Here is a 24,618-nt window from a genome sequence, read left to right as displayed (position 1 = left end):
GTCATGTTATATTGTTTCAATATCGACATTGGAACGCTCTATCATGCCGTCTCGAAAGTTTGCCCCCCTGGCTGGCCTGGCCTTGGGTTTGCTGCTCGACCCCGCCTTCGCTGAAGAAAACACCCTGGAACTCGACGCTATCAGTGTCACCACTGACGCGTATGAATCCGCCACCGGCCCGGTCACCGGCTACCGCGCGACCCGTTCCGCCAGCGCGACAAAAACCGACACGGCCATTCGCGATATCCCACAATCGATCAGCGTGATTCCCGCCACGGTGCTCAAGGATCTGGGCAGCACCAACGTGGAACGCGCCCTGGAATTCGCCGGAGGTGTGTCCAAGCAAAACAACTTCGGTGGCCTCACCCTCTACGAATACAGCGTGCGCGGTTTCACCACGTCAGAGTTCTACCAGGACGGTTTCAGTGCCAACCGCGGTTACCCGAGCACACCGGACGCGGCGAATATCGAACGCATCGAAGTGCTCAAGGGCCCCGCCGCCAGCCTCTACGGGCGTGGCGACCCCGGCGGCACCGTGAATATCGTCACCAAGAACCCCCAGCCCGAAGCCTTCACCACCTTGCAGACCAGCGCCGGCAGTTGGGACCGCTACCGCACCGCCGTGGACGTCAACACCCCGCTGGACAGCGAAGGCAAGGTGCTGTCGCGGGTCAACCTGGCGGTGGAAGACAACCACAGCTTTCGCGATCACGTGCAGAGCAAGCGGGTATTCGTCGCCCCTTCGTTCAGCTGGCAACTGGACCCGGACACCAGCCTGTTGGTGGAAAGCGAATTCGTTCGTCACAGCTCCACCTTCGACCGTGGCATTGTCGACGCTGCGGGTATGTCGCGCTCCACCTTCCTCGGCGAGCCCAACGATGGCGATATCGACAACCATAACAACCGCCTCCAGGCCACGCTTGAGCACCACCTCAACGACGCCTGGAAACTGCGCCTGGCCAGCCACTACAAACAAGGCAGCCTGTGGGGCGACGCCTCGGAAAACCGTGCGCTGAACCCCGATGGCCAGACGATCAACCGCCGCTACCGCGAGCGCTCGATGGGTTGGCACGACAGCATCACCCAGCTTGAACTGCGTGGTTTGTTCGACATCGGCAGTTGGCAGCATGAACTGCTGGTCGGCACCGAGTATGAGGATTACCGCAAGAAGGAACGTGTGACGGCCATCAGCGGCAGCCCTTACGCCATCGACATCTACACTCCGGTGTACGGTCAGGCCAAGCCCAACGGCCTGCGCTCCGGCACGGACTTCTTCGAACAGACCAAAAGCCATGCGCTGAACCTGCAAGACCAGATCGTATTCACCGATCGCCTGCGCGGCATGGTCGGTGCGCGCTTCGAGCATTTCGAGCAGAGCATCGATGACTTCACACGCAACGCACCTGCAAGCCGGCAGACCCACGATGCATTCACCCAGCGCGCCGGCCTGCTCTATCAGCTCACGCCGCAAGTCGGCGTGTTCGCCAACGCCTCCACCTCGTTCAAACCCAACAGCGGCCTGGGCGCCGACAACAAGCCGTTCAAGCCGGAAGAAGGTGTGGGCTATGAAGTGGGGATCAAGAGCGAACTGTTCGACGACCGCCTCAGCGCCACCCTCGCCGCGTTCCATATCGAAAAGGAAAACGTGCTCACGCTGGACCCGGCCACCAATCTCAACCGCGCCGTGGGCAAGGCGCGCAGTCAGGGCGTCGACCTGCAACTGACCGGGCAAGTGACTGACGCCGTACGGGTGATTGGTGCCTTTGCCTACATCGACGCCGAAGTCACCAAAGGCGATAAAAGCATTCCAGCCGGCAGCCGGATTCTCGGCGTGGCCAAGCGCAGCGGCAGTCTGTTGGGGGTGTATGAATTCCAGGATGGCGCGTTGCGCGGTTCAGACCTGGGCGCGGCGTTTACCTATGTGGGCGATCGCTCCGGTGAGGCCGGCACGGGTTTCGAGCTGCCGGCGTACCACACCGTGGATCTGCTGGCCCACTACAAGGCCACGGAGAATGTGACCGTGGGCTTGAACCTCAACAATCTGTTTGATGAAAAGTACTACGAGCGGTCCTATAGCAACTATTGGATCAACCCGGGTGAGCCGCGCAACCTCACGGTGAGCCTGACCTTGAACCTGTAGCGACATCAACAATGTGGGAGCTGGCTTGCCTGCGATAGCGGTGTATCAGGCAGTGATGAGCTAACTGACAGACCGCTATCGCAGGCAAGCCAGCTCCCACAATTGGATCACTACAAGGCTTGGTTACAGCGTAATCGGGGCTCTCTCACACAGCGTATTAAGCGCCTTCGCCCATTGCGGATCATCATTCAGGCACGGTACCAGCACCAGCTCTTCACCCCCCGCCTCGCGAAACTGCTCCCGCCCGCGATCGCCGATCTCTTCCAGCGTCTCGATGCAATCGGCGACAAACGCCGGGCACATCACCAGCAGCTTTTTCACGCCTTGCCTGGCCAGGGCTTCCAGCCGGGCTTCCGTGTAAGGTTCGATCCACTTGGCGCGGCCCAGCCGCGATTGGAAGGCCACCGACCATTTGTCATCCGGCAAGCCCAGGCGCTCGGCGAAATCGCGGGCGACGCTGAAGCATTGCGCGCGATAGCAGGTCTTCATCACCTGGGCAGAGGCGTTCTTGCAGCAGTCCGCATCCTTGAAGCAATGCTGGCCCGTCGGGTCGAGCTTGGTCAGGTGGCGCTCAGGCAGACCGTGGAAACTCAGCAGCAGGTGGTCGTAATCCTGCTCGACATAAGACCGAGCGCTCGCCGCCAGGGCATCAAGGTATTCCGGCTGGTCGTAGAACGGCTGCAGGATCGAGAACTGCACGTCCAGCCTCTTCTCACGCACGACCCGCTTGGCCTCTTCAATCACCGTGGTCACGGTGCTGTCGGCAAACTGCGGATACAGCGGCGCCAGGGTGACCTTGCGGATGCCTTGCGCAGCGAGGCGCGTGAGTACAGTTTCAATGGACGGCTCGCCGTAGCGCATCGCCAACTCCACGGGGCCTTGGGTCCATTGCGTGGTCATCTGCTGTTGCAGACGGCGACTGAGCACCACCAGCGGCGAGCCTTCGTCCCACCAGATCGAGGCATACGCGTGGGCCGACTGCTCGGGCCGCTTGATCAGGATCAGCGACACCAGCAAGCGACGCACCGGCCACGGCAGGTCGATCACATAGGGGTCCATCAGGAACTGATTGAGGTAGCTGCGCACATCGGCCACCGAAGTGGACTTTGGCGAGCCCAGGTTGACCAGTAACAACGCGTGATCCGTCATGCAACATCCTATCTTCAGAGGCGGCTGGACACGTCGTCCAGAGCCGCACGCAATTCAGTGAACTGGAAAGTGAAACCGGCGGCCAGCAACCGTTCGGGTACCGCCTTCTGACCGCCCAGCAACAGCCCGGACAATTCGCCCAGCCCCACCTTCAACGCAAAGGCCGGCATCGGCATGAACGCCGGGCGGTGCAGCACCTGGCCCAGTGTCTTGGCAAACTCGCGATTGCGCACCGGGTGCGGCGCGCAGGCATTATAAGGACCGCTGGCGTCAGGCTTGTGCAGAAGAAAATCAATCAGGGCGATTTGATCCTTGATATGCACCCATGGCATCCACTGTCGACCGTTACCGATAGGCCCGCCCAGCGCCAGTTTGAACGGCAACAACAGGCGCGACAAAAAGCCGCCCTCGGCGGCCAGCACCAGGCCGGTGCGCACCAGCACCACGCGAATGCCCAGGGCTTCGGCGCGCTGGGCGGTTTCTTCCCAGGCGATGCACAACTGGCTGGGAAAATCGTCCTGTACCGGGCCGCTGGCTTCGTTCAGTTCGCGCTCGCCGCCATCGCCGTACCAACCCACCGCCGATCCGGAAATCAATACGGCAGGTTTTTGCGCATGGCTCTCCAGCCAGGACAGCAGGGTTTCGGTGAGGCTGATGCGACTGCTCCACAACAGCGCCTTGCGCTTATGGGTCCAGGGACGATCGGCAATCGGCGCGCCGGCCAGGTTGACGACCGCGTCCACTGCGCCGATCACCTCCTCCAGCCGAGCCACACCCAACACTTGGGCGCCGCACAAAGCGGCGACCTCTTCAGGGTGACGGCTCCATACGGTCAGGCGATGCCCTTGGGCAAGCCAGTGTTGGCAGAGTTGGCGACCGATCAAGCCGGTACCGCCGGTCAGCAAAATATGCATGGGACGCTCCTCATGTAACGTTCGCCGCCGATCACTGGTCTATTTTATAAGCAGGGATCAATGTGTAATCGGGCGTGGTTTCGGTTATAGCCGCAGCTTTAACCATAGGCCACGCCAGACAATCAGGTACGCCAAAACTTATACCAAAAAACAATATTGTACAGCTATTGGTGTCGGCGTAGCCTGTATGCAACGGTAAACGAGGCTCACCATGACTCTACCCATCGCGATTATCGGTACCGGCATCGCCGGACTTTCCGCCGCCCGAGCACTGAAAGAGGCCGGGCACCTTGTACAACTCTTCGATAAAAGCCGCGGCAGCGGCGGTCGCATGTCCAGCAAACGCAGCGATGCCGGCGCGCTGGACATGGGCGCCCAATACTTCACCACCCGCGACCGGCGCTTCGTCAACGAGGTGCAACGCTGGCAGGCGCTGGGGGTTGCCGAGCAATGGCAACCGCAGCTCTATCATTTCAAATCCGGCCAACTCACGCCTTCCCCCGATGAGCAGATCCGCTGGGTCGGCACGCCGCGCATGAGCGCAATCACCCGGGCCTTGCTCGATGATTTGCCCGTGCAGTTCGGCTGTCGCATCACCGAGGTTTTCCAAGGCCAACAGCATTGGAGTTTGCTGGATGCCGACGGCGGCAGCCACGGCCCGTTCAGCCAGGTCATCATTGCCACCCCCGCGCCACAGGCCACCGCCCTGCTGGCTGCGGCGCCCAAGCTGGCGAGCGTGGCTGCCGCGGTGAAGATGGAACCGACCTGGGCCGTCGCCCTGGCCTTCGAACATCCGCTGGACACGCCGATGGAAGGCTGCTTCGTACAGGACAGCCCCCTCGATTGGCTCGCGCGAAACCGCAGCAAGCCCGGGCGTGACAGCAGCCTCGACACCTGGGTGCTGCATGCCACCAGCGCCTGGAGCAAGGCGCACCTGGACCTGCCCAGGGAAAGCGTGATCGAGTACCTGCACGGCGCGTTTGCCGAACTGCTGCACAGCGCCATGCCGGCGCCGTCCTTCAGCCTGGCGCACCGCTGGCTCTATGCGCGTCCGGCCGGTGCCCACGAATTCGGTGTGCTTGCCGACGCCGACCTGGGGCTGTACGTCTGTGGCGACTGGTGCCTGTCGGGCCGGGTCGAGGGCGCATGGCTCAGTGGCCAGGAAGCCGCGCGGCGTTTGATCGAGCATCTGCAATGAACCGCATCAATCCCGCCAAATTGCTGCTGTCAAAATGGACAGCAGCACGCCCACGGAACAAAGAAAAACACTTTCTGGTCACAGAATTGTTTCGTGACGAAGAAGGCACTGTGCTGGAGATCGAGCTGCAAGCTGTGCTGACCCGGCGCGCTGAACGCCTCACCTGGCAGGTTCTACAAGACGCCGACGCCTGGAAAATCGGCTGGAAATAAACCTGCCTCGAAAATACCTATACAAAAAAATTGACTTGTACAGCATCGAATCTATGATGAGATTTAGTTGTACAAGGTAAAAACCTTGTACAGGATTTTGCCGAGGGGTTGTTTATGTCCGACACCACCAAACCGAAGATCGCCATCAGCGCCTGCCTGCTGGGTGAGAACGTGCGCTTCAACGGCGGTCATAAACAATCCTTGCTGTGCAGCCAGACCCTCGTCGACTATTTCGACTTCGTGCCGCTGTGCCCTGAAGTCGCCATTGGCCTGGGCATCCCCCGCGAACCGATCCGCCTGGTCGGCGACCCCGCCCAGCCGCAGGCCGTGGGCACGGTCAATCGCGAGCTGAACGTGACCCGCCCGCTGGACGATTATGGCCTGCAGATGGCCTCGGAACACACTGACCTGTGCGGCTACATCTTTATGCAGAAATCGCCCTCCTGCGGCCTGGAACGGGTCAAGGTGTACCGCGAAAACGGCACCCCGGTAGACGGCGGCGGGCGCGGCATTTATGCCCAGGCGTTTTGCGCGCGTCACCCCAACCTGCCGGTGGAAGAAGACGGGCGGCTGAACGACCCAGTGCTGCGGGAAAACTTCCTGACCCGCGTCTTCGTGTATGCCAGTTGGCAGCAATTGCTCGCGCAAGGCCTGACCCGCCACGGCCTGCTGGCCTTTCATTCGCGCTACAAATACTTGTTGATGGCCCACAGCCCGGCGCACTACAAAAGCCTCGGCCACCTGCTGGGCAGCATGCCCAAGGATGCCAACCTGGATGAGTTGGCCAGTTGCTACTTCAGCGACCTGATGAGCGGCCTCACCAAGTGCGCCACCCGTGGCACCCACGCCAATGTGCTGCAGCACATCAGCGGCTACCTCAAGCAGGCCATCAGCGCCGATGACAAGCAGGAAATGCAAACCGTCATCGACCAATATCGCCACGGTATCGTGCCGCTGGTGGTGCCGCTGACCTTGCTCAAACATCACTTTCGCCAGCACCCGGACCGCTATATCGCGCAGCAGGCTTACTTGCAGCCGCACCCGGAAAACCTCAGCCTACGTAATGCGATCTAGACCATGAAAGCTGCCCTGCAAGACGAACCCGGCGAAGACATCGCTCAAGCCCTCAAGGAAGGCTGGCTGCCGATTCGCGAAGTGGCGCGCCAGACCGGCGTCAACGCTGTGACCCTGCGCGCCTGGGAACGCCGCTACGGCCTGATCGTGCCCCAGCGCACGCCCAAGGGGCATCGGCTGTTCAGCGCCGAACATGTGCAACGCATCCATACCATTCTCACCTGGCTCAATCGTGGCGTGCCGGTCAGCCAGGTAAAAGGCCTGATCGACTCGGCCCAGGCCCTGCCGGATGCCGTGGAAAATGAATGGCACGGCTTGCGCCAGAACCTGGTGCAAGCCATCAGCGAACTGACGGAACGCCGCGTCGACGACGTCTTCAACCAGTCCATGGCGCTCTACCCGCCGCGCACCTTGTGCGAGCAGTTGTTGGTGCCGCTGCTGCAGGAACTGGAACAACGCTGGCAGGGCCAGTTCGGCGCGCAGATGGAACGGGTATTTTTCCTGTCCTGGCTGCGCAGCAAGTTCGGTGCACGCATCTACCACAACAATCGCCAGTTGCACGGCGCGCCTTTGTTGCTGGTCAATCAATCCGACCTGCCGCTGGAGCCGCATCTGTGGCTCAGCGCCTGGCTGGCCAGCAGTGCCGACTGCCCGGTGGAAGTGTTCGACTGGCCGCTGCCCGCGGGTGAGCTGGCCCTGGCGGTGGAACACCTGCAACCGCGCGCGGTGCTGCTGTATTCAAGCAAGCCAATGCAGTTGCCGGCATTCGCAAAGCTGCTGGGCGGTATCGATTGCCCGAAGCTGATTGTCGGACCAACGGTCTGCATCCACCACGCCGAGCTGGCCGTATTAACCCATGACATTCCCGAATTGTTCGTCGCCGAAGAACTGTTGTCGGCGCACCAGCTATTGATCCAGCGTGGACTTCTTTAAATGCATCTGATCTGGCTGCGCACCGACCTGCGCCTGCATGACAATACCGCCTTGACCGCCGCGAGCCACCGGGGCCCGATCGCGGCGGTGTACCTGATCACGCCCGAGCAGTGGCTGGCCCACGATGATGCGCCGTGCAAAGTCGACTTCTGGCTGCGCAACCTGCAAGCGCTGAGCAAAACGCTGGGCGCACTGAACATTCCCCTGCTGATCCGCACCGCAGCCACCTGGGACCAGGCGCCTGGCGTGCTGAGCCAGCTGTGTCGCGAACTGTCGGTGGCGTCGGTGCATGTCAACGAGGAATACGGCATCCACGAAAGCCGTCGCGATGCGGCCGTGGCCAAGCGGTTGGAAGGGCAAGGCGTCACTTTCCACAGCTACCTGGACCAATTGTTCTTCCAACCCGGCAGCGTGCTGACCCGAACCGGTACCTATTTCCAGGTGTTCAGCCAATTCCGCAAGGTCTGCTATAACCGCCTGCACAGCGCCCTCCCACGGATGGTTGCGCCGCCAAACGCGCAGGCGCCGATCCCGCTCAAGAGCGATGCGATCCCGCCGACAGTCGCAGGTTTCCCGCCGCCCAGCGATGCGTTGCGCGCCCTCTGGCCCGCCGGTGAAGACGAGGCCCGGCGCCGCCTGGATGCCTTCGCCGATCAACAGATCAGCTACTACAAGGACGAGCGCGACTTTCCCGCCAAACCCGGCACCAGCCAGCTCTCCGCCTACCTCGCGGCAGGCGTGGTCTCGCCGCGCCAGTGCCTGCACGCCGCGCTGCAAACCAACGGCGGCGAGTTCGAAAGCGGCGACAAGGGTGCTATCACCTGGGTCAACGAACTGCTGTGGCGCGAGTTCTACAAGCACATTCTGGTGGGTTACCCGCGGGTATCGCGCCACCGTGCGTTCCGCCCCGAAACCGAGGCCGTGGCCTGGCGCAACGCGCCCGAAGACCTGGCTGCCTGGCAGCAGGCGCGCACCGGCCTGCCGATCATCGACGCCGCCATGCGGCAATTGCTCGAAACCGGCTGGATGCACAACCGCCTGCGCATGGTCGTGGCGATGTTCCTGACCAAGAACCTGTTGATCGATTGGCGCGAAGGCGAGCGCTTCTTTATGCGCCACTTGATCGACGGCGACCTGGCCGCCAACAACGGTGGCTGGCAATGGAGTTCGTCCACTGGCACCGACTCGGCGCCGTACTTCCGCATATTCAGCCCGTTGAGCCAGTCGGAGAAGTTCGACAGCGAAGGCCTCTTCATCAAGCGCTGGCTGCCGGAACTGGCAGCGCTGAATAAAAAGGACGTGCATAATCCCGAAGCCGTCGGCGGCCTGTTTGGCGTGGCCGACTACCCGCGCTCGATTGTCGACCTGAAAAAATCCCGTGAACGCGCGTTGGCCGCTTTCCGCAGCCTGCCGTCGCGCCACGCTGCAGGCGGCGAGCATGAGTGATTTCCTGGGTGAAAAGGTTTACCGCCACCTGAAGAGGAGAATCGGATGAGCCTGACACCGCGCCGTTATTGGTTGACGGGCGCCAGCAATGGCATCGGCGCCGCACTGGCCGTGGAGTTGCTCAACAGCGGCGCCCAAGTCGCACTCAGCTCGCGCACAAGAGCGCCTCTGGAAGCGCTCGCCCAGCGTTTCCCTGGCCAAGTGCTGGTGGTGGCAGGCGACCTGACCAACAGCCAGGTTGTGCGCGAGATCGGTGAACATATCGGCGGTGTCTGGGGCGCGCTGGACACGACGATCATCAATGCCGGCACCTGCGAATACGTGGATGCCCGGCAGTTTGATTCCTCGATCATCGAACACGTGGTGCGCACCAACCTGCTGGCGAGCAGCTATTGCATCGAAGCCGCCCTGCCGCTGCTGCGCGCCGGGCACTGGCCGCACCTGGTCGGCGTCGCCAGCGCCGTGACCTACCTGGCGATGCCGCGCGCCGAAGCCCTCGGCGGGTCCAAGGTCGGCTTGCGTTACCTGTTCGACTCCCTGCGCATCAGCGTGTCGCCGGACAATATCGACGTTACGGTAATCAGCCCGGGTTTTGACGCCACACCGCTGACCGAACGCGATGACTTTCCCATGCCCCTCAGTTGGCCGGCGGACAAAGCCGCAAAGCATATCTTCGCCAAGCTGGAAAAACGCCCGCTGGAAATTGCCTTCCCTGCGCTGTCTATCGCGACCCTCTGGCCGCTGTCGAAACTGCCGGACCGCGCGCAGCTCATTATTGGCAAGCGCATGTCACGCAGCCCGCCGCCGAGAAAGGACGACCGGTAAAGATCGCCACCCACCCAGCGACAAACGGCCGTACTTTTACTTGCAGCTTGCCGCTCAAAGCTTGAAGCTGCCGCCATGACCCACATCCCCCACACCCAAATCGCCGAACCCGCCGTCACCTGCTCAACATGCGCGGCCTGTTGCTGCCAGTTGGAAGTCATGCTGATCACCGACACCGGCGTGCCGGAGCGCTATATCGACACCGACGACTGGGGCGGCGAAGTGATGCTGCGCCTGGACGATGGATGGTGCGCGGCGCTGGATCGAGACACGATGATGTGCACGATTTACGAGCGACGGCCGCTGATTTGCCGGGAGTTCGAGATGGGCGCGCCGGAGTGCCTGGAAGAGCGCAAGGGGATTGCGACGGCGTATCGCTGATCCTGTGATCAGCGCAGGTCTGAATGTTGGAGCGGGCTTGTGTGGGAGCCGGGCTTGCCCGCGATGCAAACACCTCGGGGTGTCAGTTACACCTCGGCGATGCTATCGCAGGCAAGCCAGCTCCCACACGGGGGGCTGCTGTGTTCTGGAGATTACAGCGGCATGGTGTAGTGCAGCGCGTAGCTCTCTACTCCGTCGTTGTGGCTGCTGAGGCCGGCATTGGAGTAGTGAGTGGCACGAATGCCCACTTCATGCCCGCCGGTAAAGCGCAGGCCGAAACCCAGGCGGTCTTCGAACTGGAAAGCCTGGCCGATGTTGTTGTCTTCCAGTTTGGTGCGAGAGAACACCGCCACGCCGATGCCGGCTTCGATGTAAGGCTTGACCGACTGCCCGGCAAACTCATACACAAAGACCGGCGAGAACGACAGGCTGCTCGCGCCCGCACGGTCATCACCTTCCCAATAGGTATAGGCGCCGCTCCAGTAGCCGGTCAGGCGACCTGTGTCGCTTTGCATCCAGCTCTTGTCCCAGTCCGACGTCAACCCCAACCGATAAGTCAGCGTCGAATCACTGGTGGCGCCCAGACCAAACTCCAGCCCGGCTGCCTGCGCCGAAAAAGAGTGTCCCATTACCGCGGCCGCAAGCGCAGCCAAACAGAGAAAACGCTTCATATGAAACATCCCTTCTAACGACGTTGTAAGATTTTATGTACTGGCTAACTTGCTATAGAAGTCGCCGTTAATGCAGAAGTTCAGTGGAAAACCGTGTTTATTTCACGAAATTTTCACGAACCGAAATTACCCACATTTCCGGGAAATTTCCATAGTGTAGGTAGGATGTTTCTGAAATGAGGCAGATCCCCGCTGGTCCAGAACCGCGCAGGCGCAGGGTTGCCAACGGCCAGCAGGTCGCGCTCGCCCAGCAAACGCTTGAGCTGGCGGGCCACAGCGGCGCCGGTATCGATGAGGATGATGCTGGGGGGCAGCATCTGGGCCAGGAGCGGCTTGAGGAAGGGATAGTGGGTGCAACCCAGGATGATGGTGTCGCAACCGGCGCTGAGCAGCGGCTCGATGTAGCCCTGCAACATCTGGCGCAGGATGGGGCTGTTCAGGTCGCCGGTTTCAATCAATTCCACCAGGCCCGGGCAGGGCTGGGTGATGACCCGCACATCGGTGGCAAAGCGGTCCAGCAGCGCAGCGAACTTGGCGCTCTGCAGGGTGCCGGTGGTGGCGAGCACGCCGACCACGCCGCTGCGGGTGGCGGCGGCCGCGGGTTTGACGGCAGGCTCCATGCCCACCAGCGGCCAATCGGGGTAGTCCTGGCGTAGCTCGGCAACCGCCGCGACGGTTGCGGTGTTGCAGGCAATTACAAACGCCTTGGCGCCCTGCTCGCAAAAAAACGCCGCGACTTGCCGCGAACGCTCACGAATAAAGGCCGGGGTTTTCTCGCCATAGGGGATGTGCCCGCAGTCGGCCACATACAGCAGCGACTCATGGGGCAGTAGCTGCTGGATCTCGTCCAATACCGACAAGCCGCCGACACCGGAATCGAACACACCAATGGGCGCGTCCTTAACCATGCTCGGTCCCGCACACGCTGCAACCGGGGTCGCGCTTGACGCGCAACTCGCGAAAACGCGTGGTCAGGGCATCGATGAGCAACAAGCGCCCGACCAGGGGTTCACCGAAACCGGCCAGCAGTTTCAAGGCTTCCAAGGCTTGCAGGCTACCGACCAGCCCCACCAGCGGGCCGACTACGCCCGCTTCGCTGCAGGTGAGTTCGGTATCGCTGCCGTGCCCATATAAACAGTGGTAGCACGGGCTTTCGGCGCGACGCGGGTCGAATACCGACAGCTGGCCTTCAAGGCGAATCGCCGCGCCACTGATCAAAGGCTTGCCGCCGGCGACACAGGCCGCGTTGACCGCTTCGCGGGTGGAGAAGTTGTCACTGCAATCGAGCACCACGTCCACCCCCTCTACCGCCGCCGCCAGGGAGTCGGCATCCAGCGCGGCGCGGTGGGCGATCAGTGTGATCTCGGGGTTGATGGCGGTGAGGCGGCGCAGGGCCGAATCGACCTTGGTCTGCCCGACGCTGTCGGTGTCGTGGATGATCTGGCGCTGCAGGTTGGTCAGGTCGACGGTGTCGAAGTCCGCCAGATGCAACTCGCCCACACCGGCGGCGGCCAGGTACAGCGCAACCGGGGCGCCTAGCCCGCCGAGGCCGACGATCAACGCGCGGCTGGTTTTCAGACGCAATTGGCCGTCGATGTCGACATGCTGCAACAGAATCTGCCGGCTATAGCGCAACAGCTCCTGATCGCTCAGCACGGCCGGCGCCCCAGGCTGATACGCTCGTGGCCGCCGAGGTCGATACGGCTGTGTACGTCCTCGAAACCCTCGCTCAACAGAAGGTCGCGCACCGCCGAAGCCTGGTCGTAACCGTGTTCCAGCAACAACCGGCCGCCCGCATTCAGATGGGCCGGCGCTTGTTTGATGATGTGGCGCAGGTCATCCAGGCCGTCACGGCCGGCCACCAGTGCGCTGGCCGGTTCAAAGCGCACATCGCCCGCCGCCAGGTGCGGGTCGTTGTCGGCGATGTAAGGCGGGTTGCTGATGATCAGGTCATAGACCTGGCCTTGCAGGGCGCTGAACCAATGGCTGTTCAGTACGCTGGCGTTATTGAGGTGCAGGCGTTGGCGATTGCGTTCGGCCAGGGCCACGGCTTCCAGCACGCGGTCGACGGCGGTCACCCGCCAGGCCGGACGCTCACTGGCCAGGGCCAAGGCAATGGCGCCGCTGCCGGTGCCCAGGTCGAGGACCTTGGCGGGCGTGGCCGGCAATAATTGCAGGGCGGCTTCCACCAGCAATTCGGTATCCGGACGCGGGATCAGCGTATGGGGCGCGACCTCCAGGTCCAGCTTCCAGAACCCCTGCTGCCCCAGGATATAAGCCACCGGTTCACCACCACGACGGCGCTGCAGGTAGCCGGCAAAGGTCAGCGCGTCTTCGCTGCTGACGATTTTCTCCGGCCAGGTGTGCAGGTAGCTACGCGATTTGCCCAAGGCAGCCGCCAGCAACAATTCGGCGTCCAGGCGTGCGGTCGGCGAATCGGGCAGGTCGGCGGCGCGCAGCAGGCTGGCGATGATGGTCATTTATTCACCTGTTTATTCGCCTATCGCCGCGAGCTGATCGGCCTGGTACTCGGCGAGCAACGGCTCGATCACCGCATCCACGCCACCGGCGAGGATCTCGTCGAGGGAATACAGGGTGAGGTTGACCCGGTGGTCGGTCACCCGGCCCTGGGCAAAATTGTAGGTACGGATGCGCTCGGAGCGGTCGCCCGAGCCCACCAGCAACTTGCGCTCGCTGGCGATCGCATTGGCGGCGGCACTGGTCTGCTGGTCGTTGAGCTTGGCCGACAGCCAGGACATGGCCCGTGCACGGTTTTTGTGCTGGGAACGTTCTTCCTGGCACTCCACCACAATGCCTGAAGGCAAGTGAGTGATGCGGATCGCCGAATCGGTCTTGTTGACGTGCTGGCCACCCGCGCCCGACGAGCGGTAGGTGTCGACGCGCAAGTCGGCCGGGTTGATCTCGATGGCTTCCTGTTCGTCCGGCTCGGGCAAAACGGCGACGGTGCACGCAGAGGTATGGATACGGCCTTGGGATTCTGTGGCCGGCACGCGCTGGACGCGGTGCGCGCCGGACTCGAACTTGAGCTTGCCGTAGACGTTATCGCCTTCGACCCGGGCGATAACTTCTTTATAGCCGCCGTGCTCGCCCTCGTTTTCAGACAGTATCTCGACCCGCCAGCCGCGACGCTCGGCATAACGCGAATACATGCGGAACAGATCGCCCGAGAAGATCGCCGCCTCGTCGCCGCCGGTACCGGCACGGATTTCGAGGAACACGTTGCGCCCGTCATTCGGGTCCTTGGGCAGCAGCATGCGTTGCAGGTCGCCTTCCAGCTCGGCCAGTTTTTCCTTGGCTTCGCGGACTTCTTCCACGGCCATTTCTCGCATGTCCGGGTCGTTGTCCTTGAGCAGCGCCTGGGCGCCTTCAAGGTCGGCCTGCACTTTCAGCAGGTTTTTATACGTCGCCACAACAGGTTCGACTTCGGCGTATTCCTTGGAATAGGCGCGAAATTTGGCTTGATCGGAGATGACCTCGCCATCGCCGAGCAAGGCGGTCAGTTCTTCGAAGCGGTCCTGGAGCACGTCCAGTTTATTGAGCAGTGACGCTTTCATTGCGGTTTTTTATCCGAAGAGCTATCTGGCGCGCCCTCACCGAGGGCAAAGAGTTCCTGGGCCATGGCCAGCGCATCGAGGCGGCCTTCGGCAGTCAATTTTTTAAGCTGTACGCTGGGCGCGTGGAGCAACTTGTTGGTGAGGCCGCGGGCCAATTGCATCAGCACGTCTTCAGCGCTGCTGCCGTTGGCCAGCAAGCGCTGGGCCTTGACCAGCTCCTCGTCGCGCAGGCGTTCGCCTTGCTGACGATACGCCTTGAGCACGTCCACCGCCGCCAATTCGCGAAGACGCACCATGAAGTCTTCGGCGCCGGTGCTGACCATTTCCTCGGCCGCCTGGGCAGCACCCTGGCGGCTCTTGAGGTTTTCGGCGACCACTTCATGCAGGTCGTCGACGCTGTACAGGTAAACGTCGTCCAACTCGCCGACTTCGGGTTCGATATCCCGAGGAACGGCGATATCCACCATAAAGATAGGCTTGTGCTTGCGCAGCTTCAACGCGCTTTCGACCGCGCCTTTGCCCAAAATCGGCAACTGGCTGGCGGTAGAGCTGATGACGATGTCGCTGCGCACCAGCTCGGCCGGGATATCCGCCAACAGCACGGCATGGGCACCGAACTGCTCGGCGAGAATGCTGGCGCGCTCCAGGGTGCGGTTAGCTACCACGATACGCTTTACGCCCAGCTCATGCAGATGACGGGCGACCAGGGTGATGGTCTCACCGGCGCCGATCAACAGGGCCTGGCTGCGTTGCAAGTCGCTGAAAATCTGTTTGGCCAGGCTGACCGCGGCAAAGGCCACGGACACCGGGTTTTCGCCAATGGCGGTGTCGGTGCGCACCTGCTTGGCCGAGTTGAACGTGGCCTGGAACAGGCGCCCCAGCAGCGGACCGACGGTACCGGCCTCACGCGCCACGGCGTAGGCGGATTTCATCTGGCCCAGGATCTGCGGCTCGCCCAACACCAGCGAATCGAGACCGGCCGCCACACGCATCATGTGACGAACGGCCGCATCCTCTTCGTGCACATAAGCGCTCGCGCGCAGGTCGTCGAGGTCCAGATGGTGATAATCGGCCAGCCAGCGCAGGACGACATCCGCCGAGAGATGCTCCTGTTCTATATAAAGCTCGCTGCGATTGCAGGTCGAAAGGATCGCAGCTTCGCGACTGTCGGTGAGCCGGCAGAGCTGTTGCAGGGCCTCAACCAACTGCTCGGGCGTAAACGCCACGCGCTCGCGCACGTCTACGGAGGCAGTCTTGTGGTTGATACCCAGTGCGAGGAAGGCCATTCAATATCGCTGATGATGTCGGGAAGCCGACAATTGTCCTACTTCGAAAGATTCAGAACAACCACCGTCGTCTATTGTCCCTATACGTTGTGCCTATAAAGGCATCCATTGAGACTCGGTTATGTTTGGCCGAAGGCTTGTGTCATGATGATCCGACCGCAGGTTAGTCGTCCTCTTCCTATATGAATAGATCTTCCGCGTTGCTCCTTGCTTTTGTCTTCCTCAGCGGCTGCCAGGCCATGGCACCCGTGTCGCCGGACGGTACGCCGCCGGTGGAAGACAGCACCCCCGCCCCTGAAAAGCCCAAGGTTTATTCCTCGTTCAGTGAAGAAACGGTGTTCAGCCTGCTGAGCGCGGAGCTGGCCGGCCAGCGCAATCGCTTTGATATTGCGCTGGATAACTACGTGACCCAGGCCATCAATACCCAGGACCCGGGGATTTCCGAGCGCGCGTTTCGCATCGCCGAGTACCTGGGCGCCGACCAGGCAGCGCTGGACACGTCGCTGATCTGGGCGAAAAACGCACCGGATGATCTGGAAGCACAGCGGGCGGCGGCCATTCAATTGGCGCGCGCCGGGCGCTATGACGACTCCATGGTGTATATGGAGAAAGTCCTGCAGGGCAAGGGCGACACGCATTTCGATTTCCTCGCGCTGTCGGCCGCCGACACCGACCAGGACACGCGCAACGGCCTGATGAAGAGTTTCGACCGCCTGCTGCAAAAGCACCCGAAGAACAGCCAGCTGATTTTCGGCAAGGCCTTGCTGCTGCAGCAGGACGACGAAGCCGACGCGGCGCTCAAGCTGCTGGAACAGAACCCGCCGGAAGAAGGCGAAATCGCCCCGATCCTGCTGCGCGCACGTTTGTTGCAGAACCTCAGTCGCGGCAAGGAAGCGATTCCGCTGCTGGAAAAAAGCATCAAGAAGTACCCGGATGACAAACGCCTGCGCCTGACCTACGCGCGCATGCTGGTTGAGCAGGACCGCATGGAGGACGCCAAGGTGCAGTTCGCCAGCCTGGTCCAGCAATACCCGGACGATGACGAACTGCGCTATTCCCTGGCACTAGTGTGCCTGGAAGCGAAGGCCTGGGATGAGGCCAAGGGTTATCTTGAAGAGCTGATCCAGCGTGAAAGCCATGTGGACTCGGCGCACTTGAACCTTGGCCGTATCGCCGAGGAGCGCAACGACCCGCAGGCCGCCCTGCTTGAGTACGCCCAGGTCGGCCCCGGCAACGATTACCTGCCGGCTCAATTGCGCCAGGCCGATATCCTGATGGGCAACGGGCGCACCGACGAGGCGGAAAAACGCCTGGCCGCGGCCCGCGATGCCGAACCGGACTACGCGATCCAGCTGTACCTGATCCAGGCCGAGACGTTATCGGCCAACAATCAGGGCGAGCGCGCCTGGAAAGTGCTGCAACAAGCCTTGCTGCAATTCCCCGACGATTTGAACCTGCTCTACACCCGCGCCATGCAGGCGGAGAAACGCAATGACCTGGCGCAGATGGAAAAAGACCTGCGCCTGATCATCAAGCGCGACCCGGACAACGCCATGGCCCTCAACGCCTTGGGTTACACCCTGTCCGACCGCACCACGCGCTACGCCGAAGCCAAGGCACTTATCGAGCAAGCCCACAAGCTCAACCCGGAAGACCCCGCCGTGCTCGACAGCCTGGGCTGGGTGAACTACCGCCTGGGCAACCTGGACGAAGCCGAACGCTTGCTGCGCCAGGCGCTGGAGCGCTTCCCCGACCACGAAGTCGCCGCGCACCTGGGCGAAGTGCTGTGGGCCAATGGCAAGCAGCGCGAAGCGCGTCAAATCTGGGCAAAATTCCTCAAGGAACAGCCCGAAAGCCCCATCCTGCGCAGCACCATCAAGCGCCTGACCGGATCCGAGACCCTTTAAGCTTATGTTCTTGCGCCACGTTGTCATGTTCAGCTTCATCGCCCTGCTCGCCGGTTGCGCGGGTTTTGGCGCCCGCGAATCCGTTGAGGGCCAGGGCAACCCGGCGCAATGGAAGCAGCACAAGGACCAGCTCAGCAGTATCGATGGCTGGCAGATCGAAGGCAAAGTGGGGGTGCGCGCACCGAAGGACTCCGGCAGCGGCACCTTGTTCTGGCTGCAACGCCAGGACTACTACGACATTCGCCTGTCGGGCCCGCTGGGCCGTGGCGCCGCGCGCCTGACCGGCCGTCCGGGGCAAGTCAGCCTCGAGGTGGCCAACCAGGGCCGCTACGAAGCGACCTCGCCCGAGGCGCTGCTGGAAGAACAGATAGGCTGGAAGCTGCCGGTGTCGCACCTGGTCTGGTGGGTACGCGGCCTGCCCGCGCCTGACAGCAAGAGCCGTCTGACCCTCAACGGCGACAGCCGCCTGGCCGGCCTGGAACAGGATGGCTGGCAGGTTGAATACTTGAGCTACGTGGAGCAAGGCGGTTACTGGCTGCCCGAGCGCATCAAGCTGCATGGCACCGACCTGGACGTCACGCTGGTGATCAAGGACTGGCAGCCGCGCAAGCTGGGGCAATGACGTGTCCGGACAAACACTGACCCTGCCCTCCCCGGCCAAGCTGAATCTGATGCTGCACATTCTCGGTCGCCGCGACGACGGCTACCACGAATTGCAGACGCTGTTTCAGTTTCTCGACTACGGCGATGAACTGACCTTCGCCGTGCGCGACGACGGCGTGATCAAGCTGCATACCGAATTCGAAGGCGTCCCTCACGACAGTAACCTGATTGTGAAGGCTGCGAAAAAACTTCAGGAACAGTCCGGCTGCAAGCTGGGCATTGATATCTGGATCGATAAGATCCTGCCCATGGGCGGCGGCATCGGTGGCGGCAGCTCGAACGCCGCGACCACATTGCTCGGCCTGAACCACCTGTGGCAGCTGGGTTGGGACCATGATCGCCTTGCCGCGCTGGGCCTGACGCTGGGCGCCGACGTCCCGGTTTTCGTGCGTGGGCACGCGGCTTTTGCCGAGGGCGTGGGCGAAAAACTGACCCCTGAATACCCCGAAGAGCCGTGGTACGTCGTGCTTGTTCCGCAAGTATCTGTAAGTACAGCAGAAATTTTTTCAGATCCGCTGTTGACACGTAACACTCCTCCCATTAAAGTGCGCCCCGTTCCCAAGGGAAACAGTCGAAATGACTGCTTACCGGTTGTAGCAAGGCGTTATCCAGAAGTACGTAACGCATTGAATTTGTTAGGTAAATTTACCGAAGCAAAATTAACCGGAACTGGAAGTTGTGTGTTTGGGGGCTTCCCAAGCAAAGCTGAAGCTGATAAAGTCTCGGCCCTTCTTACAGAGACCCTTACAGGGTTTGTAGCAAAGGGAAGCAACGTTTCGATGTTGCATCGCAAGCTGCAAAATCTGCTCTAAAGGAATCGAGTGCCAGGCACTCGTTGCAACAGATACAGGGGCGTCGCCAAGCGGTAAGGCAGCAGGTTTTGATCCTGCCATGCGTTGGTTCGAATCCAGCCGCCCCTGCCATTTTCCATACTCATCCAGGTTACCCTCAGCCTCTAGGTACTGCGCGTGTCCAAGATGATGGTCTTTACGGGGAACGCCAACCCCGATCTGGCTCGACGTGTCGTACGTCAGCTGCATATCCCTCTCGGTGACATCTCTGTCGGTAAGTTCTCCGACGGCGAAATTACCGCCGAGATCAATGAAAACGTTCGCGGTAAAGACGTCTTCATTATTCAGCCGACCTGCGCTCCGACCAACGATAACCTGATGGAACTCGTCGTGATGGCTGATGCCTTCCGCCGCTCCTCAGCGACTCGAATCACAGCTGTAATCCCTTACTTTGGTTATGCCCGTCAGGATCGCCGTCCGCGTTCCGCACGTGTGGCTATCAGCGCGAAAGTCGTGGCTGACATGCTCACCGTGGTAGGCATCGATCGTGTTCTCACGGTTGACCTGCACGCTGACCAAATCCAGGGGTTCTTCGATATCCCGGTAGATAACATCTACGGCTCCCCCGTCCTGGTGGATGACATCGAAGACCAGCGCTTTGAAAACCTGATGATCGTGTCCCCGGACATTGGTGGCGTCGTGCGTGCACGGGCTGTTGCCAAATCCCTGGGCGTGGACCTCGGGATCATCGACAAACGCCGCGAGAAAGCCAATCACTCTGAAGTGATGCATATCATCGGTGATGTCGAAGGGCGTACCTGTATTCTGGTTGATGACATGGTCGACACCGCCGGCACCCTGTGCCACGCGGCCAAAGCCTTGAAAGAGCACGGTGCCGCTAAAGTCTTTGCCTACTGCACACACCCTGTGCTGTCCGGCCGAGCGATCGAGAACATCGAAAATTCCATGCTGGACGAACTGGTGGTGACCAACACCATCCCGTTGTCCGCTGCTGCACAAGCCTGTTCGCGTATCCGTCAATTGGATATCGCACCGGTTGTTGCCGAGGCGGTTCGCCGCATCAGCAATGAAGAATCGATCAGCGCGATGTTCCGTTAAGGGTCAAACCTTCGGTACATCCTCTGACGAAAAGCGCCCCGCCCCGACATTCTGTTGGGGCGGGGCTTTTTTGCCCATGTCGAGTCCGGCGCTGGTCGCAAACGCCGCTCGATGATGGCTATTTTGGAGATACAACATGAATGATTTTACTCTGAACGCCCAAGCGCGTACTGACCTGGGGAAAGGTGCGAGCCGCCGCCTGCGTCACGCCGCCAACATCCCAGCCGTTGTATACGGTGGTAACAAGCCTGCTGAATCCGTGACCATCCTGTCCAAGGAAATCGCCAAGCTGTTCGAAAACGAAGCTGCCTACAGCCACGTGATCGAGCTGAACGTCGATGGCACCAAGCAGAACGTCATCGTTAAAGCGATGCAGCGTCACCCGTCCAAGCAGTTCATCATGCACGCTGACTTCGTTCGCGTTGTTGCCGGCCAGAAACTGACCGCCATCGTGCCTGTGCACTTTGTGGGCGAAGAAGCTCCGGTCAAGAAAGGTGGCGTTGTTTCCCACACCACCACCGAGCTGGAAGTGACCTGCCTGCCGAAAGACCTGCCTGAGTTCATCGAAGTCGACTTGTCGAACGCTGAAGTCGGCACCATCATTCACCTGTCCGACCTCAAGGCCCCTAAAGGCGTTGAGTTCGTTGCACTGGCTCACAACGACGACAAGGCTGTTGCCAACGTCCACGCGCCACGTGTTGTAGCTGAAGATGAAGCTGGCGAACCCGCTGCAGAGTAATACGCTCTGCAACGAAGGAGCATGAGGAAACATCGCGGACCGAAACGTAGCGAGAAAGCGGGCGATAACGCGGCGTTTACTCTTGAGTAAATGATGTAATGTCGTCCACTTTCGCCGCACCCAGGTCTGGCGATGTTATCCACAACTCCAAAGGAAGGGCCCCTGTCGTGACTGCCATTAAACTGATCGTTGGCCTGGGAAATCCAGGCGCCGAATACGAACAGACCCGGCATAACGCGGGGGCCCTTTTTGTTGAGCGCATCGCCCACGCACAAGGTGTGAACCTTGCGGCCGATCGCAAATATTTCGGCCTGACCGGGCGCTTCTCGCACCAGGGTCAGGATGTTCGTCTGCTGATACCCACCACCTACATGAACCGCAGCGGCCAGGCGGTCGCGGCGCTTGCGGGGTTCTTCCGGATCAAACCCGAAGAGATCCTGGTGGCCCATGACGAACTGGACCTGCCGCCCGGCGTTGCCAAGCTCAAGCTGGGCGGCGGGCACGGCGGGCACAACGGCCTGCGCGACATCATCGCGCAGCTGGGTAATCAGAATAATTTCTACCGTCTGCGGCTCGGCATTGGCCACCCAGGCGTTGCCAGTATGGTTTCAAATTTCGTCCTGGGTCGTGCGCCACGCGCCGAACAGGAAAAACTCGATGCCAGCATCGACTTTGCCCTCGGCGTGCTGCCGGATATCTTCGCCGGTGAATGGAACCGCGCGATGAAAAACCTGCACAGCCAGAAGGCCTGACACTTACCGAGGGGAAACACCATGGGATTCAATTGCGGCATCGTCGGCCTGCCCAACGTCGGCAAATCCACCCTGTTCAACGCCTTGACCAAGTCCGGTATCGCAGCGGAGAACTTCCCCTTCTGCACCATCGAGCCCAACAGCGGCATCGTGGCCATGCCTGACCCACGCCTGGCGGCGCTGGCGGCCATCGTCAACCCCAAGCGCATCCTGCCGACCACCATGGAATTCGTCGACATCGCCGGCCTGGTAGCCGGTGCCTCGAAGGGTGAAGGCCTGGGCAACAAGTTCCTCGCCAACATCCGTGAAACCGATGCCATCGCCCACGTGGTCCGCTGCTTTGAAGACGAGAACGTGATCCACGTCTCCAACAGCGTCGACCCCAAGCGCGACATCGAGATCATCGACCTGGAACTGATCTTTGCCGACCTCGACAGCTGCGAGAAGCAACTGCAGAAAGTCGCGCGTAACGCCAAGGGCGGCGACAAGGATGCAGTGGTCCAGAAAGGCCTGCTGGAGCAGTTGATCGCTCACTTCACCGAAGGCAAGCCCGCGCGCAGCCTGATGAAGAACATGAGCACCGACGAGAAAGCCGTGATCAAAGGCTTCCACCTGCTGACCACTAAGCCTGTTATGTACATTGCCAACGTTGCTGAAGACGGCTTCGAAAACAATCCACTGCTGGATGTGGTCAAGGCCATCGCCGACGAAGAAGGCGCGATCGTTGTACCGGTGTGCAACAAGATCGAAGCGGAAATCGCCGAGCTGGATGACGGCGAAGAAAAAGACATGTTCCTTGAGGCCCTGGGCCTGGAAGAGCCTGGCCTGAACCGTGTGATCCGCGCCGGTTACGAAATGCTGCACCTGCAGACTTACTTCACTGCGGGTGTAGAAGAAGTGCGTGCTTGGACTGTGAAGGTCGGCGCCACCGCGCCGCAGGCGGCTGGTGTGATCCATACCGACTTCGAGAAAGGCTTCATCCGTGCCGAAGTGATCGCGTACAACGACTTCATTCAGTACAAGGGGGAAGCAGGGGCGAAGGAAGCGGGTAAGTGGCGTTTGGAAGGTAAGGAATATATCGTTAAAGATGGCGATGTGATGCATTTCCGTTTTAACGTGTAAGTATTACCTGCGGTTTACACCGCAAATAAAAGCCGATGCAATGCATCGGCTTTTTTGTGGGCGAATGTTTACCAATTTTAAAGTTAAAACCTCAGCTAAAGCTCGAGCAACTTCAGATCTTTCTTACTCACTTATTCATCCGCCGAAAACACCAACTAACAATCTAACTTATCCTACGCAGACTGGACAAATAACGACAACGCGAGTAAGTGACAACCCTTATAAAATTCGATCTACTGGAGTTAGCTTGCAAACAGCACCTTAATAGTGATTATGGAGTAATCATTCGATGTCGGCGTTCGACCACATGGAAAATGAGACGGAGATCTCCCTGATTGACGATCCTGATATTGAAAGCATGTTGGCCAGCACTGCTACGCTCAACATAGACATCTTGTTGCTAGGGGAAACCGGCACTGGCAAGGATACCTTGGCGCAGCGCATTCATCACCTCTCCGGCCGACGGGGTAATTTCGTCGCCGTAAACTGTGCGGCTATCCCGGAAAGCCTCGCGGAAAGCCAGTTGTTCGGGGTCAACAGCGGCGCCTATACCGGAGCGATGCAATCACGCGCCGGCTTTGTAGAAGCTGCGCACTTGGGCACGCTGTATCTGGACGAGATCGACAGCATGCCACTGAGCCTGCAAGCCAAATTGCTGCGTGTGCTGGAGTCGCGCGGCGTGGAGCGCCTGGGCTCGACGCGCTTTATCCCAGTGGACATGCGCGTCATAGCATCAGCCCAGCACTCGTTGCACGAAATGGTCGAGCAAGGCACCTTCAGGCGCGACCTGTACTTTCGCCTGAATGTCGTCAACATCCAGCTTCCGGCTCTGCGGAACCGAAGCGAACTTATCATTCCATTGTTCCGGATAATGATCCGCGAGGAAGCCGACCAGTTCAAATGCACTGCACCGTCGCCGTCTGGAGAATTGCTGCAGCAACTGCTGTGCCACCCTTGGCAGGGCAATGTTCGCGAGTTGCGCTCGACGGCCAAACGGTTTGTATTGGGCTTGCCGCCGCTCCCTGCGACGGTAATAACACGCCAGGAAATGGAGTTGAGCCTGAAGGCACGCTTGCTTCAGATGGAAAAATCACTGATTGAGGAGTCTCTTCGTCAAAACAGCTACTGTGTAGACCGTGTTGCAACAGAGCTGGGTATCGCCAAAAGAACGCTCTACCATCGAATGAAGCACCTAGGAGTATCACTGAGCTGAAAGTACCCTGCCTGACGTTCCTGGCATAGTAAATACACTTCTTGAAACATCCCCCATAGAAAGGAATGGAACGTATAAATCTCTTGAACCACATAAATCAGGGAACAGCACTACTGTTGTGCACATCTACCTTGAAGTATTGCTGAACCCAGTAAAACTAACGTTATACACGGAGAAACAATATGACTATTCCTAGTGGATCATCCTATTCACCTTATTGGAGCGGTTTCGGTAGTGGCGGTATGACTTCTCAAGAGGCTGACGCAGGCATAGAAGCCTCGGAAGCGAAGAAACGCGCGGACGGCGTAAAAAACGCGTTCAAAAAAGCAGAGAACGAAAACACCAGCGGTATTAAATCAGCCGTTGACTCGTTGCGACTATAACTACCTGAAAGCATTCCTAGCCTTTCCGGCATACTCTGTCGGGAAGGCTATTTTTCAAAAATAAAAAACTCAAAACTTCAATGATTCGGTGGCAGGACTACTTCATGACAGAGATCATAAATGCT

At 60.3% G+C, this 24,618-nt stretch carries 25 protein-coding genes and 1 tRNA gene; 18 read left to right on the top strand and 8 right to left on the bottom strand.

The window, feature by feature from the left end; translation table 11 throughout:
* Nucleotides 1–43: 43 nt before the first annotated feature.
* Nucleotides 44–2,140: a TonB-dependent siderophore receptor gene (locus BLL36_RS08805; RefSeq protein WP_076951077.1), complete on the top strand. Its 2,097-nt coding sequence runs from the start codon at nt 44–46 to the stop codon at nt 2,138–2,140.
* Between the two features lie 123 nt (nt 2,141–2,263).
* Here BLL36_RS08805 and hemH read toward each other — a convergent pair whose 3' ends face one another.
* Nucleotides 2,264–3,289, bottom strand: coding sequence for a ferrochelatase (gene hemH / locus BLL36_RS08800; RefSeq protein ID WP_076951076.1), 1,026 nt, complete (start codon nt 3,287–3,289; stop codon nt 2,264–2,266).
* A gap of 14 nt (nt 3,290–3,303) precedes the next feature.
* Nucleotides 3,304–4,203: a TIGR01777 family oxidoreductase gene (locus BLL36_RS08795; RefSeq protein ID WP_076951075.1), complete on the bottom strand. Its 900-nt coding sequence runs from the start codon at nt 4,201–4,203 to the stop codon at nt 3,304–3,306.
* Between the two features lie 211 nt (nt 4,204–4,414).
* On the opposite strand from BLL36_RS08795, the gene BLL36_RS08790 reads away from it, so the two are divergent.
* The 7 genes from BLL36_RS08790 (at nt 4,415) to BLL36_RS08760 (ending at nt 10,272) form a co-directional block, all read left to right on the top strand.
* Nucleotides 4,415–5,401, top strand: coding sequence for an NAD(P)/FAD-dependent oxidoreductase (locus BLL36_RS08790; RefSeq protein WP_076951074.1), 987 nt, complete (start codon nt 4,415–4,417; stop codon nt 5,399–5,401).
* Nucleotides 5,398–5,613, top strand: coding sequence for a TIGR02450 family Trp-rich protein (locus BLL36_RS08785; protein WP_076951073.1), 216 nt, complete (start codon nt 5,398–5,400; stop codon nt 5,611–5,613). Before BLL36_RS08790 ends, BLL36_RS08785 begins: the two co-directional genes overlap by 4 nt.
* A 114-nt stretch (nt 5,614–5,727) precedes the next feature.
* Nucleotides 5,728–6,687: a YbgA family protein gene (locus tag BLL36_RS08780; RefSeq protein ID WP_076951072.1), complete on the top strand. Its 960-nt coding sequence runs from the start codon at nt 5,728–5,730 to the stop codon at nt 6,685–6,687.
* 3 nt (nt 6,688–6,690) lie between these two features.
* Complete coding sequence (locus BLL36_RS08775; RefSeq protein ID WP_076951071.1) at nt 6,691–7,620, top strand: MerR family transcriptional regulator; 930 nt, start codon at nt 6,691–6,693, stop codon at nt 7,618–7,620.
* Nucleotides 7,621–9,066 carry a deoxyribodipyrimidine photo-lyase gene (gene phrB, locus BLL36_RS08770; RefSeq protein ID WP_076951070.1) on the top strand — a complete coding sequence of 482 codons (1,446 nt, stop codon included), beginning with the start codon at nt 7,621–7,623 and terminating at the stop codon, nt 9,064–9,066.
* A 45-nt stretch (nt 9,067–9,111) separates the two neighbouring features.
* Nucleotides 9,112–9,891: an SDR family NAD(P)-dependent oxidoreductase gene (locus tag BLL36_RS08765; RefSeq protein WP_076951069.1), complete on the top strand. Its 780-nt coding sequence runs from the start codon at nt 9,112–9,114 to the stop codon at nt 9,889–9,891.
* A 75-nt stretch (nt 9,892–9,966) separates the two neighbouring features.
* Nucleotides 9,967–10,272 carry a YkgJ family cysteine cluster protein gene (locus BLL36_RS08760; protein WP_076951068.1) on the top strand — a complete coding sequence of 102 codons (306 nt, stop codon included), beginning with the start codon at nt 9,967–9,969 and terminating at the stop codon, nt 10,270–10,272.
* A 152-nt stretch (nt 10,273–10,424) separates the two neighbouring features.
* On the opposite strand, the gene BLL36_RS08755 is transcribed toward BLL36_RS08760, so the two are convergent.
* The 6 genes from BLL36_RS08755 to hemA form a co-directional block, all read right to left on the bottom strand.
* On the bottom strand, nt 10,425–10,943 hold the full coding sequence (locus BLL36_RS08755) for an acyloxyacyl hydrolase (protein WP_076951067.1): 519 nt from the start codon (nt 10,941–10,943) through the stop codon (nt 10,425–10,427).
* A 113-nt stretch (nt 10,944–11,056) separates the two neighbouring features.
* Nucleotides 11,057–11,851 (bottom strand): glutamate racemase, encoded by a 795-nt coding sequence (gene murI, locus BLL36_RS08750; RefSeq protein ID WP_076951066.1) that lies wholly within the window; start codon nt 11,849–11,851, stop codon nt 11,057–11,059.
* Entirely contained in the window at nt 11,844–12,599 is a 756-nt protein-coding gene (locus BLL36_RS08745) for a molybdopterin-synthase adenylyltransferase MoeB (protein WP_076951065.1), read from the bottom strand. The genes murI and BLL36_RS08745 overlap by 8 nt, the downstream gene beginning before the upstream one ends.
* Complete coding sequence (gene prmC, locus BLL36_RS08740; RefSeq protein WP_076951064.1) at nt 12,593–13,423, bottom strand: peptide chain release factor N(5)-glutamine methyltransferase; 831 nt, start codon at nt 13,421–13,423, stop codon at nt 12,593–12,595. Before prmC ends, BLL36_RS08745 begins: the two co-directional genes overlap by 7 nt.
* Nucleotides 13,424–13,435: 12 nt before the next feature.
* Nucleotides 13,436–14,518, bottom strand: a complete 1,083-nt coding sequence (prfA, locus tag BLL36_RS08735) for a peptide chain release factor 1 (RefSeq protein ID WP_076951063.1) — start codon at nt 14,516–14,518, stop codon at nt 13,436–13,438.
* On the bottom strand, nt 14,515–15,804 hold the full coding sequence (gene hemA, locus BLL36_RS08730; protein ID WP_076951062.1) for a glutamyl-tRNA reductase: 1,290 nt from the start codon (nt 15,802–15,804) through the stop codon (nt 14,515–14,517). Before hemA ends, prfA begins: the two co-directional genes overlap by 4 nt.
* 182 nt (nt 15,805–15,986) lie before the next feature.
* Here hemA and BLL36_RS08725 point away from each other — a divergent pair, with 182 nt between their 5' ends.
* The 10 genes from BLL36_RS08725 (at nt 15,987) to BLL36_RS30420 (ending at nt 24,493) form a co-directional block, all read left to right on the top strand.
* Nucleotides 15,987–17,711, top strand: coding sequence for a tetratricopeptide repeat protein (locus BLL36_RS08725; protein ID WP_076951061.1), 1,725 nt, complete (start codon nt 15,987–15,989; stop codon nt 17,709–17,711).
* Nucleotides 17,712–17,715: 4 nt separating this feature from the next.
* Nucleotides 17,716–18,333 (top strand): lipoprotein insertase outer membrane protein LolB, encoded by a 618-nt coding sequence (lolB, locus tag BLL36_RS08720; RefSeq protein ID WP_076951060.1) that lies wholly within the window; start codon nt 17,716–17,718, stop codon nt 18,331–18,333.
* Between the two features lie 49 nt (nt 18,334–18,382).
* The gene (gene ispE / locus BLL36_RS08715) at nt 18,383–19,186 is read left to right on the top strand and encodes a 4-(cytidine 5'-diphospho)-2-C-methyl-D-erythritol kinase (RefSeq protein ID WP_231999018.1); all 804 of its coding nucleotides are present in this window, start codon (nt 18,383–18,385) and stop codon (nt 19,184–19,186) included.
* Nucleotides 19,187–19,222: 36 nt separating this feature from the next.
* Nucleotides 19,223–19,297, top strand: a tRNA-Gln gene (locus BLL36_RS08710).
* A gap of 45 nt (nt 19,298–19,342) precedes the next feature.
* Nucleotides 19,343–20,284, top strand: a complete 942-nt coding sequence (locus BLL36_RS08705) for a ribose-phosphate pyrophosphokinase (RefSeq protein WP_003208392.1) — start codon at nt 19,343–19,345, stop codon at nt 20,282–20,284.
* A gap of 136 nt (nt 20,285–20,420) precedes the next feature.
* Complete coding sequence (locus BLL36_RS08700; RefSeq protein ID WP_076951058.1) at nt 20,421–21,023, top strand: 50S ribosomal protein L25/general stress protein Ctc; 603 nt, start codon at nt 20,421–20,423, stop codon at nt 21,021–21,023.
* A gap of 167 nt (nt 21,024–21,190) precedes the next feature.
* Nucleotides 21,191–21,775, top strand: coding sequence for an aminoacyl-tRNA hydrolase (pth, locus tag BLL36_RS08695; RefSeq protein WP_003171596.1), 585 nt, complete (start codon nt 21,191–21,193; stop codon nt 21,773–21,775).
* A gap of 21 nt (nt 21,776–21,796) precedes the next feature.
* On the top strand, nt 21,797–22,897 hold the full coding sequence (gene ychF / locus BLL36_RS08690; protein ID WP_057725888.1) for a redox-regulated ATPase YchF: 1,101 nt from the start codon (nt 21,797–21,799) through the stop codon (nt 22,895–22,897).
* A 289-nt stretch (nt 22,898–23,186) separates the two neighbouring features.
* Nucleotides 23,187–24,110, top strand: a complete 924-nt coding sequence (locus BLL36_RS08685; protein ID WP_076951057.1) for a sigma 54-interacting transcriptional regulator — start codon at nt 23,187–23,189, stop codon at nt 24,108–24,110.
* 182 nt (nt 24,111–24,292) lie between these two features.
* Nucleotides 24,293–24,493 carry a hypothetical protein gene (locus BLL36_RS30420; RefSeq protein WP_130925925.1) on the top strand — a complete coding sequence of 67 codons (201 nt, stop codon included), beginning with the start codon at nt 24,293–24,295 and terminating at the stop codon, nt 24,491–24,493.
* Nucleotides 24,494–24,618 lie beyond the last annotated feature (125 nt).

The organism is Pseudomonas cedrina subsp. cedrina (assembly GCF_001983175.1).
Taxonomy (GTDB): domain Bacteria; phylum Pseudomonadota; class Gammaproteobacteria; order Pseudomonadales; family Pseudomonadaceae; genus Aquipseudomonas; species Aquipseudomonas cedrina.
Note: the sequence above shows the minus strand (reverse complement) of the source record. Positions and strands in the feature narration are given on the sequence as shown.